This window comes from Yersinia sp. 2466 StPb PI (assembly GCF_041538325.1).
GTDB lineage: Bacteria > Pseudomonadota > Gammaproteobacteria > Enterobacterales > Enterobacteriaceae > Yersinia > Yersinia enterocolitica_E.
The window spans coordinates 219,641-240,298 of the sequence record NZ_JAULSL010000001.1 but is presented as its reverse complement, the minus strand read 5'-3'; the positions used below and the strand labels follow the sequence as shown (position 1 = coordinate 240,298).

The following is a 20,658-nucleotide window of genomic DNA, read 5'->3' as shown; positions in this document are numbered from 1 at the left end:
TGACGGAGGGTGAACGAAGGAAGCCAACACACATGCAGCTTGAAGTATGACGTGTATAACAGACAGCTTTTTATGGTATACATTCTAGTCGAAATTGTTACAAAGCTTATTGTTGTGCCTAATTATCAACACTTTCGTCAAATGGGCGGTAGCGGATCTCTAATATCCAGTAGGTTGCTTCACCATTTGGTGTCTGAACCGTCACCTCATCCTCCACCTGCTTGCCAATTAAGGCACGGGCAACCGGTGAATCGATAGAAATCCATTTTTTTGCCGGATCAAACTCATCCGGCCCAACCAGGCGAAAGATGCGCTGCTCTTCTAATTCATTTTCTACCCGCACCCAGGCACCAAAAAAGACTTTTCCTTCCTGACGCGGGTCAGGGTCGACAACTTTCAGCACCTCAAGGCGTTTGGTCAAAAAGCGTACCCGGCGATCAATCTCTCGTAGCCGCTTCTTACCATAGATATATTCAGCGTTTTCCGAACGGTCACCCATTGCTGCGGCTTCAGACACCGCCTGTGTTACCACCGGGCGCTCTTCCCGCCACAGATAATGCAATTCACGATCCAGCGCCTGCCAGCCTTCGCGGGTAATGTAATTACTTTTCGCCATATAATTATCCCTTTGGCATTGATGCTTCTACTATACCCTAACTTTTTACCGATAAGTCCACGTTACCTCAAGCTCTGCTGCCGCTCTACTGGCAATTTATCCGGGCAATCCGTATAACTATCTTCTGCCATTTTTCCTACTCACTATCAGACTTGACATCAGACTTATGAATGAACAACTGAGCAGCATTATTGCAAGCGAACTACAGGCGCGGCCGGAGCAAGTTATCTCTGCTATCCGCCTGCTTGATGAAGGTAATACCGTGCCGTTTATTTCGCGGTATCGTAAGGAAGTTACCGGCGGGTTGGATGATACCCAGTTGCGCCAGTTGGAAAGTCGTTTGGGCTATCTGCGTGAACTCGAAGAGCGCCGCCAAACCATTCTTAAATCAATTGAAGAAAGGGGCAATCTCACTGAGCAGTTGGCCGGTGCCATCAATGGCACCATGAGTAAAACTGAGCTTGAAGATTTATATCTCCCTTATAAACCGAAGCGCCGCACCCGTGGTCAGATTGCGATTGAAGCCGGTCTGGAACCATTGGCGGACAGTTTATGGCATGACCCACAGCAAGAGCCAGAACAGGTTGCTCTCGCTTATGTTGATGCCGATAAAGGTGTTGCAGATACGAAAGCGGCACTGGATGGTGCACGCTATATCCTGATGGAGCGCTTTGCAGAAGATGCAACCCTACTGGCGAAAGTGCGCCAGTATTTGTGGAAAAATGCCCATTTGGTAGCAAAAGTGGTGGAAGGCAAAGAGCAGGAAGGCGCTAAATTCCGCGATTACTTTGACAGCCACGAACCTATCGCCCAAGTCCCTTCTCACCGCGCACTGGCAATGTTCCGTGGACGTAATGAAGGTGTGCTGCAACTGGCGCTAAATCCGGATCCGCAGTTTGACGAACCGCCGCGCGAAAGTCAGGGCGAGCAGATAATTATTAACCATCTCGACCTGCGGCTGAATAATGCGCCAGCAGACGGTTGGCGCAAAGCGGTGGTCAACTGGACCTGGCGTATCAAAGTGCTGATGCATCTGGAAACCGAGCTGATGAGTACCCTGCGCGAACGAGCCGAAGATGAAGCAATCAACGTATTCGCCCGTAACATGCAAGATCTGTTGATGGCAGCCCCAGCCGGCATGCGCGCCACCATGGGCCTTGATCCAGGCCTGCGTACAGGGGTAAAAGTGGCGATAGTGGACGCTACCGGCAAGCTGGTTGCCTTTGATACCATCTACCCTCATACCGGGCAGGCTGCCAAAGCCGCCGCCGTGGTGGCCGCCCTGTGCATCAAGCATCAGGTTGAACTGGTGGCTATCGGGAATGGTACGGCATCGCGGGAAACCGAGCGTTTCTTTGTCGAGCTACAGCAACAGTATCCGGCAGTCACCGCGCAAAAAGTGATTGTCAGCGAAGCTGGAGCCTCGGTTTACTCCGCCTCGGAGTTGGCGGCGCTGGAGTTCCCAGATCTGGATGTCTCCATCCGTGGTGCAGTGTCTATTGCCCGGCGGTTACAAGATCCACTGGCTGAACTGGTAAAAATTGACCCGAAATCTATCGGGGTCGGCCAGTATCAACATGATGTTAGCCAAAGCCAACTGGCGAAAAAGCTGGATGCAGTAGTGGAAGACTGCGTAAACGCCGTGGGTGTGGATTTAAACACCGCGTCGGTGCCGTTACTGACCCGGGTTGCGGGTTTAACCCGCATGATGGCGCAAAACATTGTTAGCTGGCGTGATGAGAATGGCCGCTTCCATAACCGTGAGCAATTGCTCAAAGTCAGCCGCCTCGGGCCGAAAGCCTTCGAGCAGTGTGCCGGCTTCCTGCGTATCAATCATGGCAATAACCCGCTGGACGCATCAACCGTGCATCCAGAAGCCTACCCGATTGTTGAGCGCATTTTGGCTGCAACTGAACAGGCATTGCAGGACCTAATGGGTAATGCTACCGCGCTGCGTAATCTTAATGCGCGTGATTTCACCACCGAGCAATTTGGTGTCCCGACGGTCACCGATATTCTACGCGAGTTAGAAAAGCCAGGCCGTGACCCACGCCCTGAGTTCAAAACTGCAACCTTCGCTGAAGGTGTAGAGACGCTCAATGACCTGACTCCGGGCATGATCCTCGAAGGCTCGGTCACTAACGTGACCAACTTTGGTGCCTTTGTTGATATTGGTGTTCATCAGGATGGTTTGGTACATATTTCATCACTGGCGGATAAGTTTGTCGATGACCCACATAAGGTGGTGAAAGCCGGGGATATCGTCAAAGTGAAAGTCATGGAAGTGGATTTGCAACGCAAGCGCATTGCCCTGACCATGCGCCTTGATGAACAGCCTGGTGAAGGCGGCTCGCGTCGTGGTAACAATGGCGCTAATAGTGCGAATAGCAGCGCCAATGGTCGTAATGACAATCGTGGTGCCAGCCAGCCTCGTAACAGCAATGATGCGAACAGTCGCCCAGCAGCCAAGGGCCGGGCAGACAGTAATTCTGGTAGCAACAGCGCCATGAGTGATGCACTGGCGGCGGCATTTAAAAAACGCTGATATCTCTACTCAGGGCCACGTTGGTGGCCCTTTTTTCATTTACGTTTTTGTTTCAAATTATCGCGACATCTTTAATATTTCCTCTCATATCCTTTTCTTCTATAAAGCTGAAGATTTATCTTTTAAATTAATTAGCACGCGATTCTTTTCTGCTGCGAAATGACGTTTACATCATGATTAAATCGGCGTTAATTTAACAATCTATTTAACATGAGGGTTAATTTCGTCAATTATTCACTCTAATTTATAAATAATTATGAAGACATTCTGTGAGTTAATTAAAATCCGAATGTTATTTTATTAAAATGTGAGTGAATTAATTATGTTAACAATCGGTATTTAACTGCCCTAACAGGGCATAATGGAAACATTCAGTTAACTGATTTAACTCATTATTTTCATTTGCGATTATGTTAATTTGATGGTAAAACAAGCATAAATAAAAATCAGACTCATTAATTATACCCTAAATAATTCGAGTTGCAGGAAGGCGGCAAGCGAGATAATCCCGATAAGCTTACATGAGTAAGTGATTCGGGTTAGTGAGCGTAGCCAACACACAGGCAGATGGAAGTATGACGGGTATATAAAAATGAAATAGTAACGAATACTTACCTTTGAGTATTTCACCTTAGTTGAATATGAAAACGATTCTTACTATTATTATTTTATCTATTACCTTTTAGAGTCATATCACTCTGAATTTTGGTACGCCAATAACGTAATAACAAGAGGCACCTATGCATCTTATCCCGCAGCGTTCCTATAAAATTGTTGGTTTCTCGCCTGAAATCAGCCCGGCTTACCGGCAGAAATTATTGTCACTGGGTATGCTGCCCGGCTCTTCGTTTAATGTTGTCCGCCTCGCGCCATTAGGTGACCCCATTCAGATAGAGACCCGCCGCGTCAGTCTGGTGCTACGGAAAAAAGACTTAGATCTGCTTACGCTGGACTTGCAACCCTAATATTGCGGGTCAACATCCTATTTTGGCTGCCGGGCTGCGTGTCAAAGCCCCCCTGCGTAGTCTGATTTTAATTTACTAATATCACGTTGGATCATGAAAGCACTCACAATCGGCCTGATCGGCAATCCCAATGCAGGTAAAACCACCCTTTTTAACCAGTTAACCGGTGCCCGCCAACGGGTGGGGAACTGGGCCGGGGTTACGGTGGAGCGCAAAGAAGGCCATTTCACTACCGCGCAACATCAAGTGACATTGGTTGACCTGCCGGGAACCTACTCCCTGACCACCATTTCTGAGCAAACCTCGCTGGATGAGCAAATTGCTTGTCACTACATTCTAAGTGGTGAAGCTGACCTGCTGATTAATGTCATTGATGCGGTGAATCTGGAGCGCAATCTCTACCTGACACTGCAACTGGTTGAATTGGGTATTCCCTGTATTGTGGCGCTCAATATGTTGGATATTGCCAAAAGCCAACATATCGATATTGATATCAAGGCATTATCTCAGCAGTTAGGTTGCCCGGTTATTCCGCTGGTCTCCACTCGCGGGCAGGGTATCAATGAATTAAAAAGCAGTATTGATGAACTTCAGCCGATTCCCTTTAAGGCTTTGGTTAACTACCCGCCAGTGCTACTCAGTGAAGTAGATAAGTTGGTACAGGCCATGCCTGAGTCCTGGCCGGTACAGCAGCGCCGTTGGCTGGCACTGCAAATATTGGAAGGTGATATCTATAGCCTGGCACGTGCAGGCATAGCGCCCTCAATCGTGGCGCTAGCGCGTGAAAATCTGCGAGCAAGCCAACACGAAGATCCCGAGCTGGTGATAGCCGATGCCCGCTATCAAAGTATTGCCCGCATCTGTGATGTGGTCGGTAACTCGCAGCAAGCGGAACCGAACCGCCTGACACAAGCGCTTGATAAAGTGATCCTTAATCGCTGGTTAGGTGTCCCGATCTTTCTGTTTGTCATGTATTTAATGTTTGTCTTAGCCATCAATATCGGTGGGGCGTTGCAACCCATATTTGATATCGGCTCTGCGGCTATCTTTATTCAGGGGTTGCAATGGGTGGGTTATACGCTGCATTTCCCACAGTGGTTAACCATCTTCCTCGCTCAAGGCGTGGGGGGCGGGATTAATACCGTGCTGCCGTTGGTGCCACAAATTGGCATGATGTACCTGTTTCTCTCCTTTTTGGAAGACTCCGGTTATATGGCCCGAGCCGCATTTGTTATGGACCGGCTGATGCAGGCGCTGGGGTTACCGGGTAAATCCTTCGTACCACTGATTGTCGGTTTCGGCTGTAATGTGCCCTCGATCATGGGTGCACGAACACTGGATGCGCAACGCGAACGCCTGATAACCATCATGATGGCACCCTTTATGTCCTGTGGCGCACGGCTGGCGATTTTTGCCGTCTTCGCGGCGGCATTCTTCGGTCAGGATGGGGCCAGTATCGTTTTCTCTCTTTATCTATTGGGTATCGCGGTCGCCATCCTCACTGGGCTGGTGCTGAAATACACCATTATGCGTGGCGAAGCCTCACCCTTTGTGATGGAACTGCCGGTTTATCATGTGCCCCATCTAAAGAGTTTATTATTGCAAACCTGGCAACGGTTAAAAGGTTTTGTCCTGCGCGCAGGGAAAGTGATTGTCATTGCCAGTATCTTCATCGGCGGCCTGAACAGCTTCTCTTTCAGTGGCAAACCGGTAGATAGCATCAATGACTCAGCACTGGCCTCAGTCAGTAAAGTGCTGACGCCACTGCTGGCACCCATGGGTGTTCATGGCGATAACTGGCAGGCAACCGTGGGGTTAGTGACCGGCGCCATGGCAAAAGAAGTGGTGGTAGGGACACTCAATACTCTCTATACCGCAGAGCAGATTAAGAATGAACCCTTTGATGCCGAGAGCTTCAACTTACCGGGCGAATTGGTCGGGGCGGTTAAAACTACCTGGCAGGGCTTAAAAGATACTTTTAGCCTTAGCGTGTTATCCAATCCCATTGAAGCCAGCAAAGGTGATGGTGAAATGGCAGCCGGTTCGATGGGCATGATGAGCAGTAAATTCGGTTCCAGTATTGCTGCCTATAGCTACCTGATATTTGTGTTGCTCTATGTGCCCTGCGTCTCAGTCATGGGGGCTATCGCTCGGGAAACCAGCCGCGGCTGGATGACCTTCTCAATATTGTGGGGGTTAAATGTGGCCTACTCACTGGCAACCCTGTTCTACCAAGCCGCCACGTTTCACCAGCACCCGCAACAAAGCCTAATGATTATTGCGGTGGTTATGGTGATTAATGCATTGATCTTGTTTGGATTGCGCCGCGCGCGGAGCCGGGTAACTGTCAGGTTGCAAAACAGTAAACCTGCGAGCTGTTGTCAGAGTGCAAGCAATGATTGCCATTAACAAACCGCTTTTGTTACAACAGGAGGCATGATGGCGAGCCTACTCCAATTACGCGATGCCATCGCGCTCAGTGGTAGTGTGGGAGCGAGTCAACTAAGCCAGCAATTGGCAACACCTTTACCCCTGGTTGAGGCCATGCTAGAAAGGCTGACGGCAATGGGCAAGGTTGAACGCATTGAGCAAGATAATAGTGGGTGCCTGACGGGCAGTTGCAAGAGCTGCCCTGAAGGAAAAAATAAATGTAACACTGTGATTTATAAAATAAAAAATCATCATTAAGTTACAAAAAGAGATGCCCGATGGGCATCTCTGCCTTTTTATTACTTATAAACATCGGCATCAGCGTCAAATTTCTTCTTTTCACGCTCGGCGATGATCACATAATACTTACCGCCTTTCTCATCCGCCATTTTCGACAGCTCTTCTTTCACATCCATCGGCGATGTTGCCTGACCCGACGTGGTGATGGTGCCAATCTTCTCGTAATTCTTCGCTTCTTCTTTAGTAATTTCTTTCGCCGCCATCGCGCCAAAAGAAACCCCGGTCACAACCAGAGCAATAGCCAGATTTTTCAATAAATGCATACCGAATACCTCACAAGTGAAGGGTTAATGCGTATAAAAACAGTAAGAAAAACAAAGATGATATTGATTTAATTCAAGACAGTTGGCTGATGTTACGCCACGCGCAGTGGCCGCCCACACCTCTAAAGAAAAGGCTCTCCCCATACCAGTGCGCGGGGATGCGCCAATTTGAACCTTCTTAATTATTAAGTAAATTTAATATTTAGCCATTAAATTACGCATTAAATTCCATTCATCTCTATGTGCTAAGGCCTTAAATCTGTGGCAGTTAGCTATTCCAGTGTGATTTTAGCGTCAACATGTGCTGAAAAATCTATAAGTAATTTTGAAAAATCATCAGGATGAGAAACAAAAGGGGCATGAGCTGCTCCCTTCATCACCACCGATTGACTCTGCGGCCAGGCACTATCTAATAACGAAGCCGCTTTCCGCGGCACCAGCCCATCCAGATAACCATAAATACGCAACAAAGGTAGAGTGCATTTGGCCAGTGCGGGTCGTAAATCTGCAGTACGCAGAATGTCTAGCCCGCCGATTAACACCTCCACCTCTGGCATCTGGTGTTGTAGCACCACCGCTTTCAATAAACGGGCATCCTGTCGTGCACTTTCCGTCCCCAAAGTTTGCAATGCCAGAAAACGCTCAACGGTACGCTGAAAATCCTCACTTAACTGTTGCTGAAAACCAGCCAAGACTTCCGGCCGAATCCCCGGCCATTCATCATGCGCAGTAAAACATGGCGAGGAGGAGACAGTTATCAGCCCACGCACGCGCTCTGGTTGAGTCAAAGCTATCTGACTGGCCACCAGCCCGCCCATCGACCAACCGAGCCACAAGGCGCGCGGTGGTGCTTGTTGTAAGACAATTGCCGCCATATCAGACAGTGGCATCGCACCAAAATCTTTGCTGCGCCCATAACCGGGGAGGTCCACCAAATGCAGACGAAAATGCGGCGCGAGTCTATCAATTATGCAATGCCAGACTTCGGCGTTCAGCCCCCATCCGTGCAGCAGCACAAGATCGCAATCACCTTCACCGCAGATGTTCCAATACAGTTGTTTCATACGTTAATATCCTGTTGCCTTAGCCGCGTCATACATCACTTATCAAGGAAGATAAACATGCTAACAATCGTCAGCCAGTGTTGGCTATGCCGGCAGCGGTTATATCATCCCAGGCATGGCATTTGTTGTTATTGCAACCAGCATTTACCTAAATTACCGCCCTGTTGCCCTCGCTGCGGCTTGCCCTGCACTAACCCGGCATTACCTTGTGGCCGCTGCCTTAACGCACCACCCCGCTGGGCGAGTATGACCTTTGTCAGTGATTATATTCCGCCCTTGAACGGGCTGATAAAAAAGTTCAAATTTAACGGCGTCACACCGTTGGCTCCGGTACTGGCCCGTTTATTATTGTTACGCTGGCTTGATGCCTACCGTCAGGGTAAGGTTATCAGGCCAGAAAGAATCATTAGTGTGCCTTTACACCGCAGGCGCTGTTGGCGGCGCGGCTATAACCAAACAGACCTGTTAGCACGGCCATTGGCACACTGGCTTGGCTGCCACTACAGTAATATGACGTTACAGCGAGTACGGGCTACACCACCGCAGCAGCGATTGAAAGCTACCGCGCGACGTAAAAATATGCGGGGGATATTTCGTTGTACACAGTCTCTTCGCGGCCAACATATTGCTCTGCTGGATGATGTCGTAACAACGGGCAGTACACTGAATGAGATTGCCGATCTACTCTGGTCCGAGGGGATTGCCTCATTACAGGTGTGGTGTATCTGCCGAACCTTGTAGTCACCCTAGCAATGGGCGTATTATAACCGACAAGAATAGTCAACTATTGAGCAGATGCCATGATCACAATAACAGACGCAGCACAATCTCATTTTGCCAAACTGTTGGCAAATCAAGAAGAAGGCACCCAAATCCGGGTATTTGTTATCAACCCCGGAACACCCACCGCTGAATGCGGCGTGTCTTACTGCCCACCGGATGCGGTCGAAGCAACAGATACTGTACTGAAATTTGAGCAGTTATCTGCCTATGTTGATGAAATGAGCAAGCCTTATTTGGACGACGCTGAAATCGATTTCGTCACTGACCAACTAGGCTCTCAACTTACCCTGAAAGCGCCTAATGCCAAAATGCGTAAAGTTGATGATACTGCACCATTGATGGAGCGGGTTGAATATGTTCTGCAATCGCAGATTAACCCGCAACTGGCCGGGCATGGTGGCCGTGTAACATTGATGGAGATCACACCAGATGCATTGGCTATCCTGCAATTCGGCGGTGGCTGTAACGGGTGCTCTATGGTTGATGTCACATTGAAAGAAGGCATCGAAAAAGAGCTGTTGCAGAAATTCCCAGAATTGAAAGGCGTGAGGGATTTGACCGAGCATCAGCGCGGCGAGCATTCCTATTACTAATTATCCTGCGTCCTTGGCGCTACAGCGGTGTTAGCTTCGCTCTCCCACCCGAATCACTGACTGATGTCAGCTCATCGGGATTTGTTCGCTGGCTGCCTTGCTGTAACACCAATGACTTTGGCTAATAACTTTGGCTAATAATTGAGCATTGCTATTACTAATTGTCCTGCGTCCTTAGTGCTACAGCGGTGTTCGCTTGCTGCCTTGCTGTAACACCAATAACTTTGGCTAATAATTGAGCATTGCTATTACTAATTGTCCTGCGTCCTTGGTGCTACAGCGGTGTTAGCTTCGCTCGCTCACCCGAATCACTGACTGATGTCAGCTCATCGGGATTTGTTCGCTTGCTGCCTTGCTGTAACACCAATGAATAATATTGTTCTTAATGCTGACAAAACCAGATGACTCAATCTGGAGCGGCGAGGATAGGTAGAAGAGTAAAGCGTCCGCGCCAGGGATGGCGCGGCACGAGCCTACATCGACGTATTGATGGAGTCTTTACGATCTGCCTGTTCTCTCCGCCACGAGCACTTTATTGGCAGCCTACTGAGAGATTCCCTCCCTTATCATCCCGCCGACACATTCTTGCGCCGCTTATCCAAATCCTTCAATAAACGATTAACCTGACTGTCAGCAAACATCTCTTCCAAGGTCGAGGTCAATTTACGCCGCCAGTTCGGATATTCCTCACTGGTTCCGGGGATGTTTACCGGTGTCGCCATATCTAACCAATCTTCCGGTTGCAAACCCAGTAATGCGCTGGCGCTGTCAGCAACATAACGCTGTAATCCCCGGTTAAGGACTGGGCTCATCGAGAGGAGTGACGCTTTATGGCCTACCTTCTTTGGCACACAGTCATAGTGATGTAACCCTTCCAATAATCCTTGCTTGGCCCGTTCCCGATCAAGATAAAGCTGCTTCAATATCTGTTGGTCTGGATATAACCCCAGCTTATTCCCCAACGTCAGATCGTCACTTTGCCAATAGCCCCGTAAGGTCGGCAAGTCATGGGTCGTAATGGTGGCCATCGCCTGTGCCGGATAAGATTGTGGCGCACGGAAGGTATTCTCACTGTCATGCTCAAAATAGAGCACCTTATAGGAATACACCCCGCTGTCACGCAGCTTAGCCACAATCTCTACCGGTACCGTGCCTAAATCCTCGCCAATCACCATGCAGTGATGACGCTGACTTTCCAGCGCCAATATCGCCAATAGATCATCGACCGGATATTTAACATAAGCCCCCTGGGCGGCAGTCTGCCCGTAGGGAATCCACCACAGACGCAATAAGGCCATCACATGATCAATACGCAGAGCACCACAACTGGTCATATTAGCGCGCAGCAAATCGATAAAAGGCTGGTAGGCACGCGCAACCATGACGTGCGGGTCCATTGGTGGCAACCCCCAGTTCTGGCCCAGCGGCCCTAAAATATCAGGCGGAGCCCCTACTGAAGCTTTCAGACAATATAACTCGCGGTCACACCAGGTTTCAGCGCCACCTTCAGCCACACCAACAGCTAAATCACGGTACAAACCAATCGGCATTTTTCGTGTCTGGCTGTTGCGAAAACAGTTATCAAACTGAGTGGCGGCCAACCACTGTAACCATAGATAGAAGGTCACATCACTCGCGTATTCGCGGCAAAAATCAGCTACAGCACTGCTGTGCCCATCACGATATTTTTCTGGCCACACCGGCCAGCCCCACATCATTGGGTCTTGCGCACTTAAATGAGCATGTAGCGCATCAAAAGCTGCTTGTTGATGCAGACTACGACCGCCTTGTTCCACAAACTGGTGGAACGCCTGCATCCGCGCATCTTTTACTTTACGAGCAGTAAACAACGGGAAGGCCAAACGCAGCGCCATCAATTTCAGTTGCATAACTTGCGGATAATCAACCCACTCATTAGCCCGAATTTCAGCCAGCGTCTGTTGCGTTGCTGGTTGATGCCACCAGAGCTGCGCCGCTTCACTGTGCTGAAACTCATCCACGCGGTTCACGTCGATATAAACCACATTCAACCAGCGTCTTGAAGAGGGGCTATAGGGGCTAGCACTCTGTGGGTTAGCCGGATACAGCGCATGAATTGGATTCAAACCGATAAAGGCACCACCACGCTCGCCCACCTGTTCCAACATTTGGCTGAGATCACCAAAATCACCAATCCCCCAGTTGCGTTCGGAACGCAGGGTATAGAGCTGTACACAAGCGCCCCACAACTTTTTCCCTGCCAGCAACGCATCTGGCTCATAGCAACGTTTCGGTGCCACAATAATTGAACACTGCCACTGCTGTAACCCTTGTTCGAGAATCAAACGGTGATAACCCTGCGGCAGAGAAGATGGCAATGTCAGCGTCTTTTTTGCACTGATACGCCCCTGGTGCAACTCACCTTTTTCTGTCTGCAATTGCCAGTGATAATCGCCTGAACCCGCCATTGGTAGCTGCATTGGGCTACCAAAAGTAAATACTTTCACCACCGGTAGTGGTGTATTTTCTGTCGAGGTGTCCTGAGGCACCTGAGTGCGCCCCATGGCCGCCAACAACTGCTGCTTGGTTTCCGGCAAAATAGCCTGCGGCTTACCATGAGCATTAATGTAGCTGGCGGCTATCCCTGCCAGTGTCGCTGCTTGATCGAGCGATTTACGATCCATGCAGTCTTCTCCTTAACGTTTGGCTTGCCAAATCCGTGATTGGTAATCACGAATTGAACGGTCAGAACTGAACATCCCTACCCGGGCAGTGTTAAGAATGGTACGGCGGGTCCATTCATCCTTATCGCGGTACAGGGCATCAATTTGCTTCTGTGCCTGACAGTATGAGGCAAAATCAGCCAATACCAGATAAGGGTCACCCCCTTCCAACAGGCTATGCAACATCATGTCAAATGCGTGCTTATCACCTTGGCTGAACGCACCACTGGCCAGCTCATCCAGAATGCTTTTCAGGTGCGAGTCAGCTTTAAGATACTTCTGCGGCTTATAGCCTTTCGCCAAAATGGCTTTTACCTGCTCCACGGTGTTACCGAAAATAAAGATATTCTCGTCACCCACCTGCTCGGCAATCTCAACGTTAGCCCCATCGAGAGTGCCCACAGTCAATGCACCATTCAGTGCCAGTTTCATGTTGCCAGTACCAGAGGCTTCTTTACCGGCAGTTGAAATCTGCTCCGATACATCCGCCGCAGGAATCATCAATTCCGCGACTGAAACCCGATAATCGGGGATAAAGACCACTTTTAGGCGATCTTTGACGATCGGATCATTGTTGATCTTATCGGCGGCCTGATTGATTGCATAAATAATATTCTTAGCTAAATAATAACCAGGTGCAGCTTTGGCACCAAACAAGAACACCCGCGGCGCAATATCCAGATTCGGGTTGTCACGGATCTGGCGGTAGAGCGACAGAATATGTAACAGATTCAAATGCTGACGCTTATATTCATGCAACCGCTTAATCTGCACATCGAAGATGGCGTCTGGATTAATCACCAACCCCATAGTTCGCTTAACGTATTCAGCTAACTTAACTTTGTTGTCATATTTGATCTGCTGATAACGGCCCCTAAAAGCCTTATCTTCGGCATAAGACTCAAGCCCAGCTAATGCATCCAGATTATTCGCCCATTCCACTTTCAGCGTTTCATCAATCAGGCCAGATAATGCCGGATTACATTGCTTCAACCAACGGCGTGGCGTAATACCATTAGTAACATTATGGAATTTATTTGGCCATAATTGATAGTATTCAGGGAATAAGTCTTTGATAACCAGATCAGAATGCAGTTGCGCTACGCCGTTGACGGCAAAGCCGCTGACCACACACAGATTGGCCATTCTCACTTGCTTATTATGATGAACCGCCAGCTTGGCCCACACCGCTTCATCCCCAGGCCATTGCTTATCCACCACCTTTTTAAACTGCGCATTGATCTGCTTGATGATGACAAAATGGCGTGGCAACAAACTACGCACCAATTTTTCATCCCAACATTCAAGTGCTTCAGGCATCAACGTGTGGTTGGTATAGGCGAAGGTTTTACTGGTGATCGCCCACGCCGCATCCCAGCTTAGCTGATGCTCATCCAGCAGTACTCGCAGCATTTCAGGAATAGCGATAGTCGGGTGGGTATCATTCAGTTGAATAACTTCATAGTCAGGCAATTCAGCCAGTTTACGACCAGCCAGATGATGCTTACGTAAAATATCCGCCACCGAGCAGGCGCATTGGAAGTATTGCTGCATCAGGCGCAGACGTTTGCCGGCCAGATGGTTATCGTTTGGATACAATACTTTGGTCAGTTTTTCTGCTTCAACGCCATTTTGTTCTGCCAGCAGGAACTTCCCATCATTAAAATTAGTTAAATCAAATGGATGTTGATGAGTAGCCTGCCACAGGCGCAACGGCTGTGTTACACCATTGCGAAAACCCAGCACCGGTAAATCCCAAGCTTCACCGCGCAAGGTGAAGGCCGGACGCCACACCTGGCGGCCATCAGCGAGTTTTTCTAACTTGCCAGCAAAGCCGACATCAACCGCCAACGCCGCATTATGGCGAAACCACGGATAACTCTCGCGCTGCCAGTTGTCCGGGGCTTCCTGTTGTTTACATTCACTGAAAGATTGACGGAACAGACCATATTGATAATTCAGACCATAACCGGTGGCGGGTTGCTCAACGGTTGCCATCGAATCAAGGAAACAGGCCGCCAAACGCCCAAGACCGCCATTACCCAATGCAGGGTCAGTCTCCTGCTCCAGCAAATCACACAGGTTAATTTGCTGCTCGGCCAGCAACGCCTCCACTTGGTCATACCAACCCAGATTAATCAGGTTGTTTGCCGTTAAACGACCAATCAAAAACTCCATTGAAATGTAGTTAACATGCCGTTGGACTTTTTGGGTTTTACCTGGTGCAGGCTGAGCCGCCAATTGTTCGGCTAACGCCGCGCTGACAGCTTCCCACCATTGGTGTTGAGTCATTTGCTGAGCGGAGGTTAGGCCAAAGCGCTGCCACTGGCGGGTCAGTGCGGCCAGGAAATCGTCCTTTTTAAGCGTAGGCTGTGACATAGGGGGTCTCTATCCTGTGAGTGGGGTAATTTTACCCTTATCCTGCCAATGAGAACTGACAAGGGCATCATCCTGCCGGGGGATTAGCTGGGGATGAGTCGCAGGGCGTAGCTAAAATTGTGATCCGGTGCAACTTACAGCCATATGAAACATTAACTCTATTGCAATAACATGGCCGTTATCAGACCTTAGCAGTGCTGATTAATTACGAGGCTAAAAATAATTACTCTTATGAATGCCTGTAACATTTCATTACAAATGGACATATCACTCGCCAGGACGTCTTCTCACCGGATATTGGTTAAACCGGACACAGCATGCTGATCCCCTCAAAACTGAGCCGCCCGGTACGGCTGCAAAATACCGTGATACGCGACCGTCTATTGGTTAAGTTATCAGGTGTAGCAAACTATCGCCTGACTTTGATCAATTGCCCAGCCGGTTATGGTAAGACCACGTTGATCGCCCAATGGGCTGCCGACCAATCCAATCTCGGGTGGTATTCACTGGATGAAAGTGACAATCAACCAGAGCGTTTCGCCTCTTATCTGATTGCTGCGGTACAGTTGGCGACTGGCGGCCATTGCAGTAAAAGTGAAGCGCTCAGCCAAAAGCATCAATACGCCAGCCTTTCAGCGCTGTTTGCTCAATTATTTATCGAGTTGTCCGATTGGGACGGCCCGCTTTATCTGGTCATCGATGACTATCATCTGATTACCAATGACGCTGTTCATGAAGCTGTGCGCTTCTTTCTGCGTCACCAGCCGGAAAATATGACGCTGATCCTGCTATCCCGCACCTTGCCACCGCTGGGAATTGCTAACCTGCGGGTGCGTGATCAGTTGCTGGAATTAGGCATGCAGCAACTGGCATTTAATCATCAGGAAGCACAGCAATTTTTTGATTGCCGCCTGTCAGTGCCACTGGAACAAGGTGATAGCAGCCGCTTGTGTGATGAAGTTGAAGGCTGGGCTACCGCGCTGCAACTGATAGCACTGTCATCGCGTCAGCCAAACTCATCCGCGCAAAAATCGGCAAAACGCCTGGCAGGGTTAAATGCCAGCCATTTGTCAGACTATCTGGTGGATGAAGTATTAGATCAGGTGGATAGCAATTCCCGCGTTTTTCTGCTGCGTTGCTCAGTATTACGTTCCATGAATGATGCCCTGATTGTGCGCCTGACTGGGGAAGATAACGGTCAGCAACGGCTGGAAGAGTTGGAGCGCCAAGGGTTATTTATTCATCGTATGGATGACAGTGGTGAATGGTTCTGCTTCCACCCGCTATTTGCCACCTTCTTGCGCCAGCGCTGCCAGTGGGAATTGGCGTTGGAGTTACCGGAATTGCATCACGCAGCCGCTGAAGGTTGGATGGCGTTGGGCTACCCGGCTGAAGCAATCCACCATGCATTGGCCGCAGGTGATGTTGGCATGTTACGTGATATCTTGCTGCAACATGCCTGGACTCTGTTTAACCACAGTGAGTTGGCGCTGCTGGAACAATGTCTAGTCGCCCTGCCTTACTCTTTATTGGTGCAGAATCCAGAACTGGCACTGCTACAAGCCTGGCTGGCGCAAAGCCAACACCGTTATGGTGAGGTGAATACCTTGCTCGAGCGCGCTGAATCGGCAATGCAAGAACGCAAAATCCCTGTTGATGAGATTTTACGCGCTGAATTTGATGCCCTGCGTGCTCAGGTGGCTATCAATGATGGTAAGCCAGATGAAGCCGAAAAACTGGCAACTGATGCGCTGAAATATCTGCCGATGGCGAACTTTTATAGCCGTATTGTGGCAACCTCCGTAACTGGTGAAGTTCATCATTGTAAAGGGGAGCTAAGCCGTGCGCTGCCCATGATGCAGCAAACCGAGCAAATGGCACGTCGCCACGAAGCCTATCACTATGCCTTATGGGCATTGCTACAACAGAGCGAAATCCTGATTGCACAAGGTTTCTTGCAAGCCGCTTATGAAACGCAAGATAAAGCCTTTGATTTAATTCATGAACAACATCTTGAGCAGTTGCCGTTGCATGAATTCCTGCTGCGTATTCGCTCCCAAATTTTATGGTCGTGGTCACGGCTGGATGAAGCGGAAGAAGCGGCACGCAAAGGCATTGAGATTCTGGTCAATTACCAACCCCAACAGCAATTGCAGTGTTTGGCGATGCTGGCAAAATGCTCACTGGCGCGTGGTGATCTGGATAACGCCAATATGTATATTCAGCGTTGTGAGGCCCTGCAACACGGCAGCCAATATCATCTCGACTGGATAACCAATGCCGATAAGCCACGGGTTATTCACTGGCAGATGACCGGGGATAAAGTCGCCGCCGCAAGTTGGCTGCGCCAGGCAGAAAAACCGGGGATGGCGGATAATCACTTTTTACAGGGGCAGTGGCGTAATATCGCGCGGATACAGATCATGCTAGGGCGGTTTAATGAAGCCGAAGTGGTATTGGACGAACTGAACGAAAATGCCCGCCGCCTTCGTTTAACCAGTGACCTCAACCGTAATCTGTTGTTAAGTAATATCCTTTATTGGCAAACCGAACGTAAAAGTGAGGCCCAGAAAGCGCTGATTGAATCACTGTCATTGGCTAACCGCACCGGTTTTATCAGCCATTTCGTGATTGAAGGTGAAGCTATGGCACAGCAGTTGCGCCAACTGATTCAACTTAACGCGTTACCGGAATTGGAACAGCATCGTGCTCAGCGAATACTGAAGGATATTAACCAGCACCATCGGCATAAATTCGCCCATTTTGATGAGATATTTGTCGATAAACTGCTAACTCACCCGCAAGTACCAGAACTGATCCGTACCAGCCCGCTAACCCAGCGCGAATGGCAGGTATTGGGGCTGATTTACTCCGGCTACAGTAATGAACAGATCGCCGGTGAGCTGGAAGTGGCGGCCACTACGATTAAAACCCATATCCGTAATTTATATCAAAAACTGGGGGTTGCTCACCGCCAGGAAGCCGTACAACAGGCACAGCGTTTATTACAGATGATGGGTTATGTTTGATTATTTTTATTGTTATGGCAATAAGTTACCACTGTACTGCAATTTACATTAAACCAATGTTATTGCAGTCAGTGGTCTTTGGCGATAATATTTTTATATTAATAATATTATCGGCTATAACTGTTAGCTCTTTAATATCTTTGGGGGATTGAAGCAACAATCCTACTGATTGAAAAGACAAGTTAAGTACAACTATATAGCCTATATAATTTTTTCATTTCGTTTTTACTGTAAAATTCCCACTTCATTGAAATATTTAACGAATTCCAGCAATGACTTTAATGTCGGATTAGCATTCAAACTGGCATTCCTTTTCTCCACCTTAATATTATCATTATAAATAGTAGCCTGAGATTGATATTATGCACTTGATAAGCGGTTAAGCATAGATAATGCCTTTATTTTAAACCAACCATGCGCCCTATATTAATAACGATAGATTTAATTTATTAATTCTATAAAAAAACAACATATTAAATTGGAATCAGAGACAAAAATAACATTACAGTTAGTCTGGTATTTATCAGCTAAAAAATGATTATAATCGTGTTTTGGCATTTTCTCTCTAAATGCATTTTTGTAAGGTAGAGCAAGATGGAACAGTTTGAAACAATCAGTGTTGAGCAGGCTCATAGCCGCCTGAAAGAGAATACCGCCGTATTGGTCGATATCCGCGATCCACAGAGTTATGAAGCGGGCCATGCACCCATCGCGTTCCATTTGACCAATAGCAGCCTGCATACCTTTATGCAGCAAACAGATTTTGAACAGCCCGTCATGGTGATGTGCTACCACGGCAATAGCAGCAAAGGGGCGGCGCAGTATTTGCTCCAGCAGGGCTTTGAGGCGGTTTACAGCATTGATGGTGGTTTTGAGGCATGGGCCAAAAGCTATCCACAAGAAATCATTCGTGAAAATGTCTGACTTTGTTACCCGTTTGTAGCTTGTCATTCGCCACAACCGACCAGATTGTGATATTTTTAAGCACTTTAATCACATTCATAATATCTATACTCAAAATCATTGGCGTTGCAGGTAGGCAGCTCACAACCCTGCGGCCTCAAATACAAAAGGTATAGACGGTAATGGGCAATATGATTCGTGTAATAGCAATCTCTAATCCGCGTCTGGCACAGGCCTTTGTGGATTATATGGCCACTCGCAATGTGGTACTGGAAGTTCGGCCTGATACTCAGGGTGCAGAGATCTGGCTTGCCGATGATGAGCAATTGCCCTTGGTGCAGCAGGAGCTGGAACAGTTTTTGCTCGATCCCCTCAATCCACGCTATCAGGCCGCAAGTTGGCAATCGGGTAATTTACACTCAAATTTATCCTATCAGCGCTTTTCCTACCTGCAGACGCTGCGCAGTCAGGCCGGCCCACTGACATTGAGTGTCATGGTACTGTGCATCGCCATCTATATTCTGATGCAAATTGTCGGCGATGCGGCCGTTATGTCATGGCTTGCCTGGCCCCGCGACGAGAGCCAATATCTACAACTCTGGCGCTGGGTCAGCCATGGCTTTTTACACTTTTCGCTACTGCATATCTTATTTAACCTGATGTGGTGGTGGTATCTGGCAGGACAAATGGAAAAACGGCTTGGCACCGGTAAATTGCTGGTATTAACTGTGGTATCTGCCCTGTTCAGTGGCTGGGGGCAATCGCTATTTAGCGGTGTGAATTTTGGTGGTCTGTCTGGTGTGGTGTATGCCTTAATGGGTTATGTCTGGCTGACCGGCGAGCGCGCACCCGAGCGCGGTATCTCGTTGCCCCGAGGTTTAATGGCTTTTTCTGTCCTCTGGCTGATTGCCGGTTATTTCGATGTTTTAGGTTTGTCGATTGCCAATGCGGCTCACGTTTCAGGTTTGATTATTGGGTTATTAATGGCATTTTGGGATACGCGCAACAGCGAAAGAACCACACAATAACTGCCTGAGCAACCAGGCGCATTAGGGGATTATAGTGAAGCAAACGCAGCGGCATGATGCGATTATTGAATTGGTACGCCAACAAGGCTACGTCAGCACTGAAGAGTTAGTAGAACATTTTGCCGTTAGCCCGCAAACCATCCGGCGTGATTTGAATGATTTGGCTGACCAAAACAAAATTCATCGTCATCATGGTGGTGCAGCACTCCCTTCCAGCTCAGTTAACGCCGCCTATAACGATCGTAAAGTGATGTGGTCGGAAGAAAAGGCCCGTATTGCACAGCGTGTTGCCAGCCAGATCCCCGATGGTGCAACACTGTTTATCGATATAGGTACCACGCCAGAAGCTGTCGCCCACGCGCTGATGAACCATAAGGGGCTGCGGGTGGTGACCAATAATCTTAACGTTGCTACCTTGCTGACGGCTAAAGAGGATTTCCGGCTGATTCTGGCTGGTGGTGAAGTTCGCACCCGCGATGGTGGGATTATTGGTGAGGCCACACTGGATTTCATTTCTCAGTTCCGTCTTGATTACGGCATCCTTGGTATCAGTGGTATTGATATGGACGGCTCACTATTAGAGTTTGATTACCATGAAGTGCGCACCAAGCGAGCAATTATCGAGAACTCCCGTTGTGTGATGCTGGTAACCGACCACTCGAAGTTTGGTCGTAACGCAATGGTGAATTTGGGGAATATGAATTTGATTGATTATCTGTTTACCGATCAGATGCCTCCTCCCAGTGTGATGAAGATTATTGAGCAGCATCAGGTTCAATTGGAGTTGTGTTAGTCGTTAAATTTTAGTTTTGGTGATCCGGTGCGGTTGTTAAGTCAACTCAAGTGCTCTAACAACCGAATCGGACCACAGAACACCGAACAACCAAACCTAATCACCAAATCCAAATCCAAATCCAAATCCAAATCCAAATCCAAATCCAAATCCAAATCCAAATCCAAACTTTCCCCACATTTTGATAACAAAACTGTTACCTCCATCACGGGGGAATGTTTTTTTTTGGTTAACTCTTGGCTTGTTTGTTGGTTTTTGATTACAA

At 48.5% G+C, this 20,658-nt stretch carries 15 protein-coding genes; 10 read left to right on the top strand and 5 right to left on the bottom strand.

The features are described from left to right. Positions 1-118: 118 nt before the first annotated feature. Positions 119-616 (bottom strand): transcription elongation factor GreB, encoded by a 498-nt coding sequence (gene greB / locus Q2T72_RS00935; protein WP_005186101.1) that lies wholly within the window; start codon positions 614-616, stop codon positions 119-121. A 166-nt stretch (positions 617-782) separates the two neighbouring features. Here greB and Q2T72_RS00930 point away from each other — a divergent pair, with 166 nt between their 5' ends. The 4 genes from Q2T72_RS00930 (at position 783) to Q2T72_RS00915 (ending at position 6,814) form a co-directional block, all read left to right on the top strand. Next, the gene (locus Q2T72_RS00930) at positions 783-3,161 is read left to right on the top strand and encodes a Tex family protein (RefSeq protein ID WP_372568492.1); all 2,379 of its coding nucleotides are present in this window, start codon (positions 783-785) and stop codon (positions 3,159-3,161) included. 740 nt (positions 3,162-3,901) lie between these two features. Then, on the top strand, positions 3,902-4,126 hold the full coding sequence (gene feoA, locus Q2T72_RS00925) for a ferrous iron transporter A (RefSeq protein ID WP_005186094.1): 225 nt from the start codon (positions 3,902-3,904) through the stop codon (positions 4,124-4,126). A 93-nt stretch (positions 4,127-4,219) separates the two neighbouring features. Next, positions 4,220-6,535: a Fe(2+) transporter permease subunit FeoB gene (gene feoB / locus Q2T72_RS00920; protein WP_083161240.1), complete on the top strand. Its 2,316-nt coding sequence runs from the start codon at positions 4,220-4,222 to the stop codon at positions 6,533-6,535. A 30-nt stretch (positions 6,536-6,565) separates the two neighbouring features. Beyond that, positions 6,566-6,814 (top strand): FeoC-like transcriptional regulator, encoded by a 249-nt coding sequence (locus tag Q2T72_RS00915; protein WP_083161241.1) that lies wholly within the window; start codon positions 6,566-6,568, stop codon positions 6,812-6,814. 41 nt (positions 6,815-6,855) lie between these two features. Here the strand turns inward: Q2T72_RS00915 and Q2T72_RS00910 are convergent, their stop codons facing one another. Further along, positions 6,856-7,119, bottom strand: coding sequence for a YdgH/BhsA/McbA-like domain containing protein (locus Q2T72_RS00910; RefSeq protein ID WP_372568491.1), 264 nt, complete (start codon positions 7,117-7,119; stop codon positions 6,856-6,858). 272 nt (positions 7,120-7,391) lie between these two features. Continuing rightward, complete coding sequence (gene bioH, locus Q2T72_RS00905; protein WP_372568490.1) at positions 7,392-8,183, bottom strand: pimeloyl-ACP methyl ester esterase BioH; 792 nt, start codon at positions 8,181-8,183, stop codon at positions 7,392-7,394. Positions 8,184-8,240: 57 nt separating this feature from the next. Between bioH and gntX the strand changes: the two genes are divergently transcribed. Beyond that, positions 8,241-8,924, top strand: a complete 684-nt coding sequence (gene gntX, locus Q2T72_RS00900; protein ID WP_083161245.1) for a DNA utilization protein GntX — start codon at positions 8,241-8,243, stop codon at positions 8,922-8,924. Positions 8,925-8,983: 59 nt separating this feature from the next. After that, positions 8,984-9,559 carry a Fe-S biogenesis protein NfuA gene (nfuA, locus tag Q2T72_RS00895; RefSeq protein WP_083161247.1) on the top strand — a complete coding sequence of 192 codons (576 nt, stop codon included), beginning with the start codon at positions 8,984-8,986 and terminating at the stop codon, positions 9,557-9,559. Between the two features lie 566 nt (positions 9,560-10,125). Here the strand turns inward: nfuA and malQ are convergent. Together malQ and malP are read right to left on the bottom strand one after the other, a co-directional pair. Then, positions 10,126-12,222, bottom strand: coding sequence for a 4-alpha-glucanotransferase (gene malQ, locus Q2T72_RS00890; protein WP_372568489.1), 2,097 nt, complete (start codon positions 12,220-12,222; stop codon positions 10,126-10,128). Between the two features lie 12 nt (positions 12,223-12,234). After that, positions 12,235-14,640 carry a maltodextrin phosphorylase gene (gene malP, locus Q2T72_RS00885; protein ID WP_372568488.1) on the bottom strand — a complete coding sequence of 802 codons (2,406 nt, stop codon included), beginning with the start codon at positions 14,638-14,640 and terminating at the stop codon, positions 12,235-12,237. A gap of 317 nt (positions 14,641-14,957) precedes the next feature. Here malP and malT point away from each other — a divergent pair, with 317 nt between their 5' ends. From malT to Q2T72_RS00865, 4 genes are all read left to right on the top strand, one after another. Further along, the gene (gene malT / locus Q2T72_RS00880) at positions 14,958-17,669 is read left to right on the top strand and encodes an HTH-type transcriptional regulator MalT (RefSeq protein ID WP_083161255.1); all 2,712 of its coding nucleotides are present in this window, start codon (positions 14,958-14,960) and stop codon (positions 17,667-17,669) included. A gap of 594 nt (positions 17,670-18,263) precedes the next feature. Continuing rightward, positions 18,264-18,593: a thiosulfate sulfurtransferase GlpE gene (gene glpE / locus Q2T72_RS00875; protein ID WP_083161257.1), complete on the top strand. Its 330-nt coding sequence runs from the start codon at positions 18,264-18,266 to the stop codon at positions 18,591-18,593. A gap of 170 nt (positions 18,594-18,763) precedes the next feature. Beyond that, positions 18,764-19,600, top strand: coding sequence for a rhomboid family intramembrane serine protease GlpG (gene glpG / locus Q2T72_RS00870; protein ID WP_372569838.1), 837 nt, complete (start codon positions 18,764-18,766; stop codon positions 19,598-19,600). Positions 19,601-19,634: 34 nt separating this feature from the next. Next, positions 19,635-20,393, top strand: a complete 759-nt coding sequence (locus tag Q2T72_RS00865; RefSeq protein ID WP_083161259.1) for a DeoR/GlpR family transcriptional regulator — start codon at positions 19,635-19,637, stop codon at positions 20,391-20,393. Positions 20,394-20,658 lie beyond the last annotated feature (265 nt).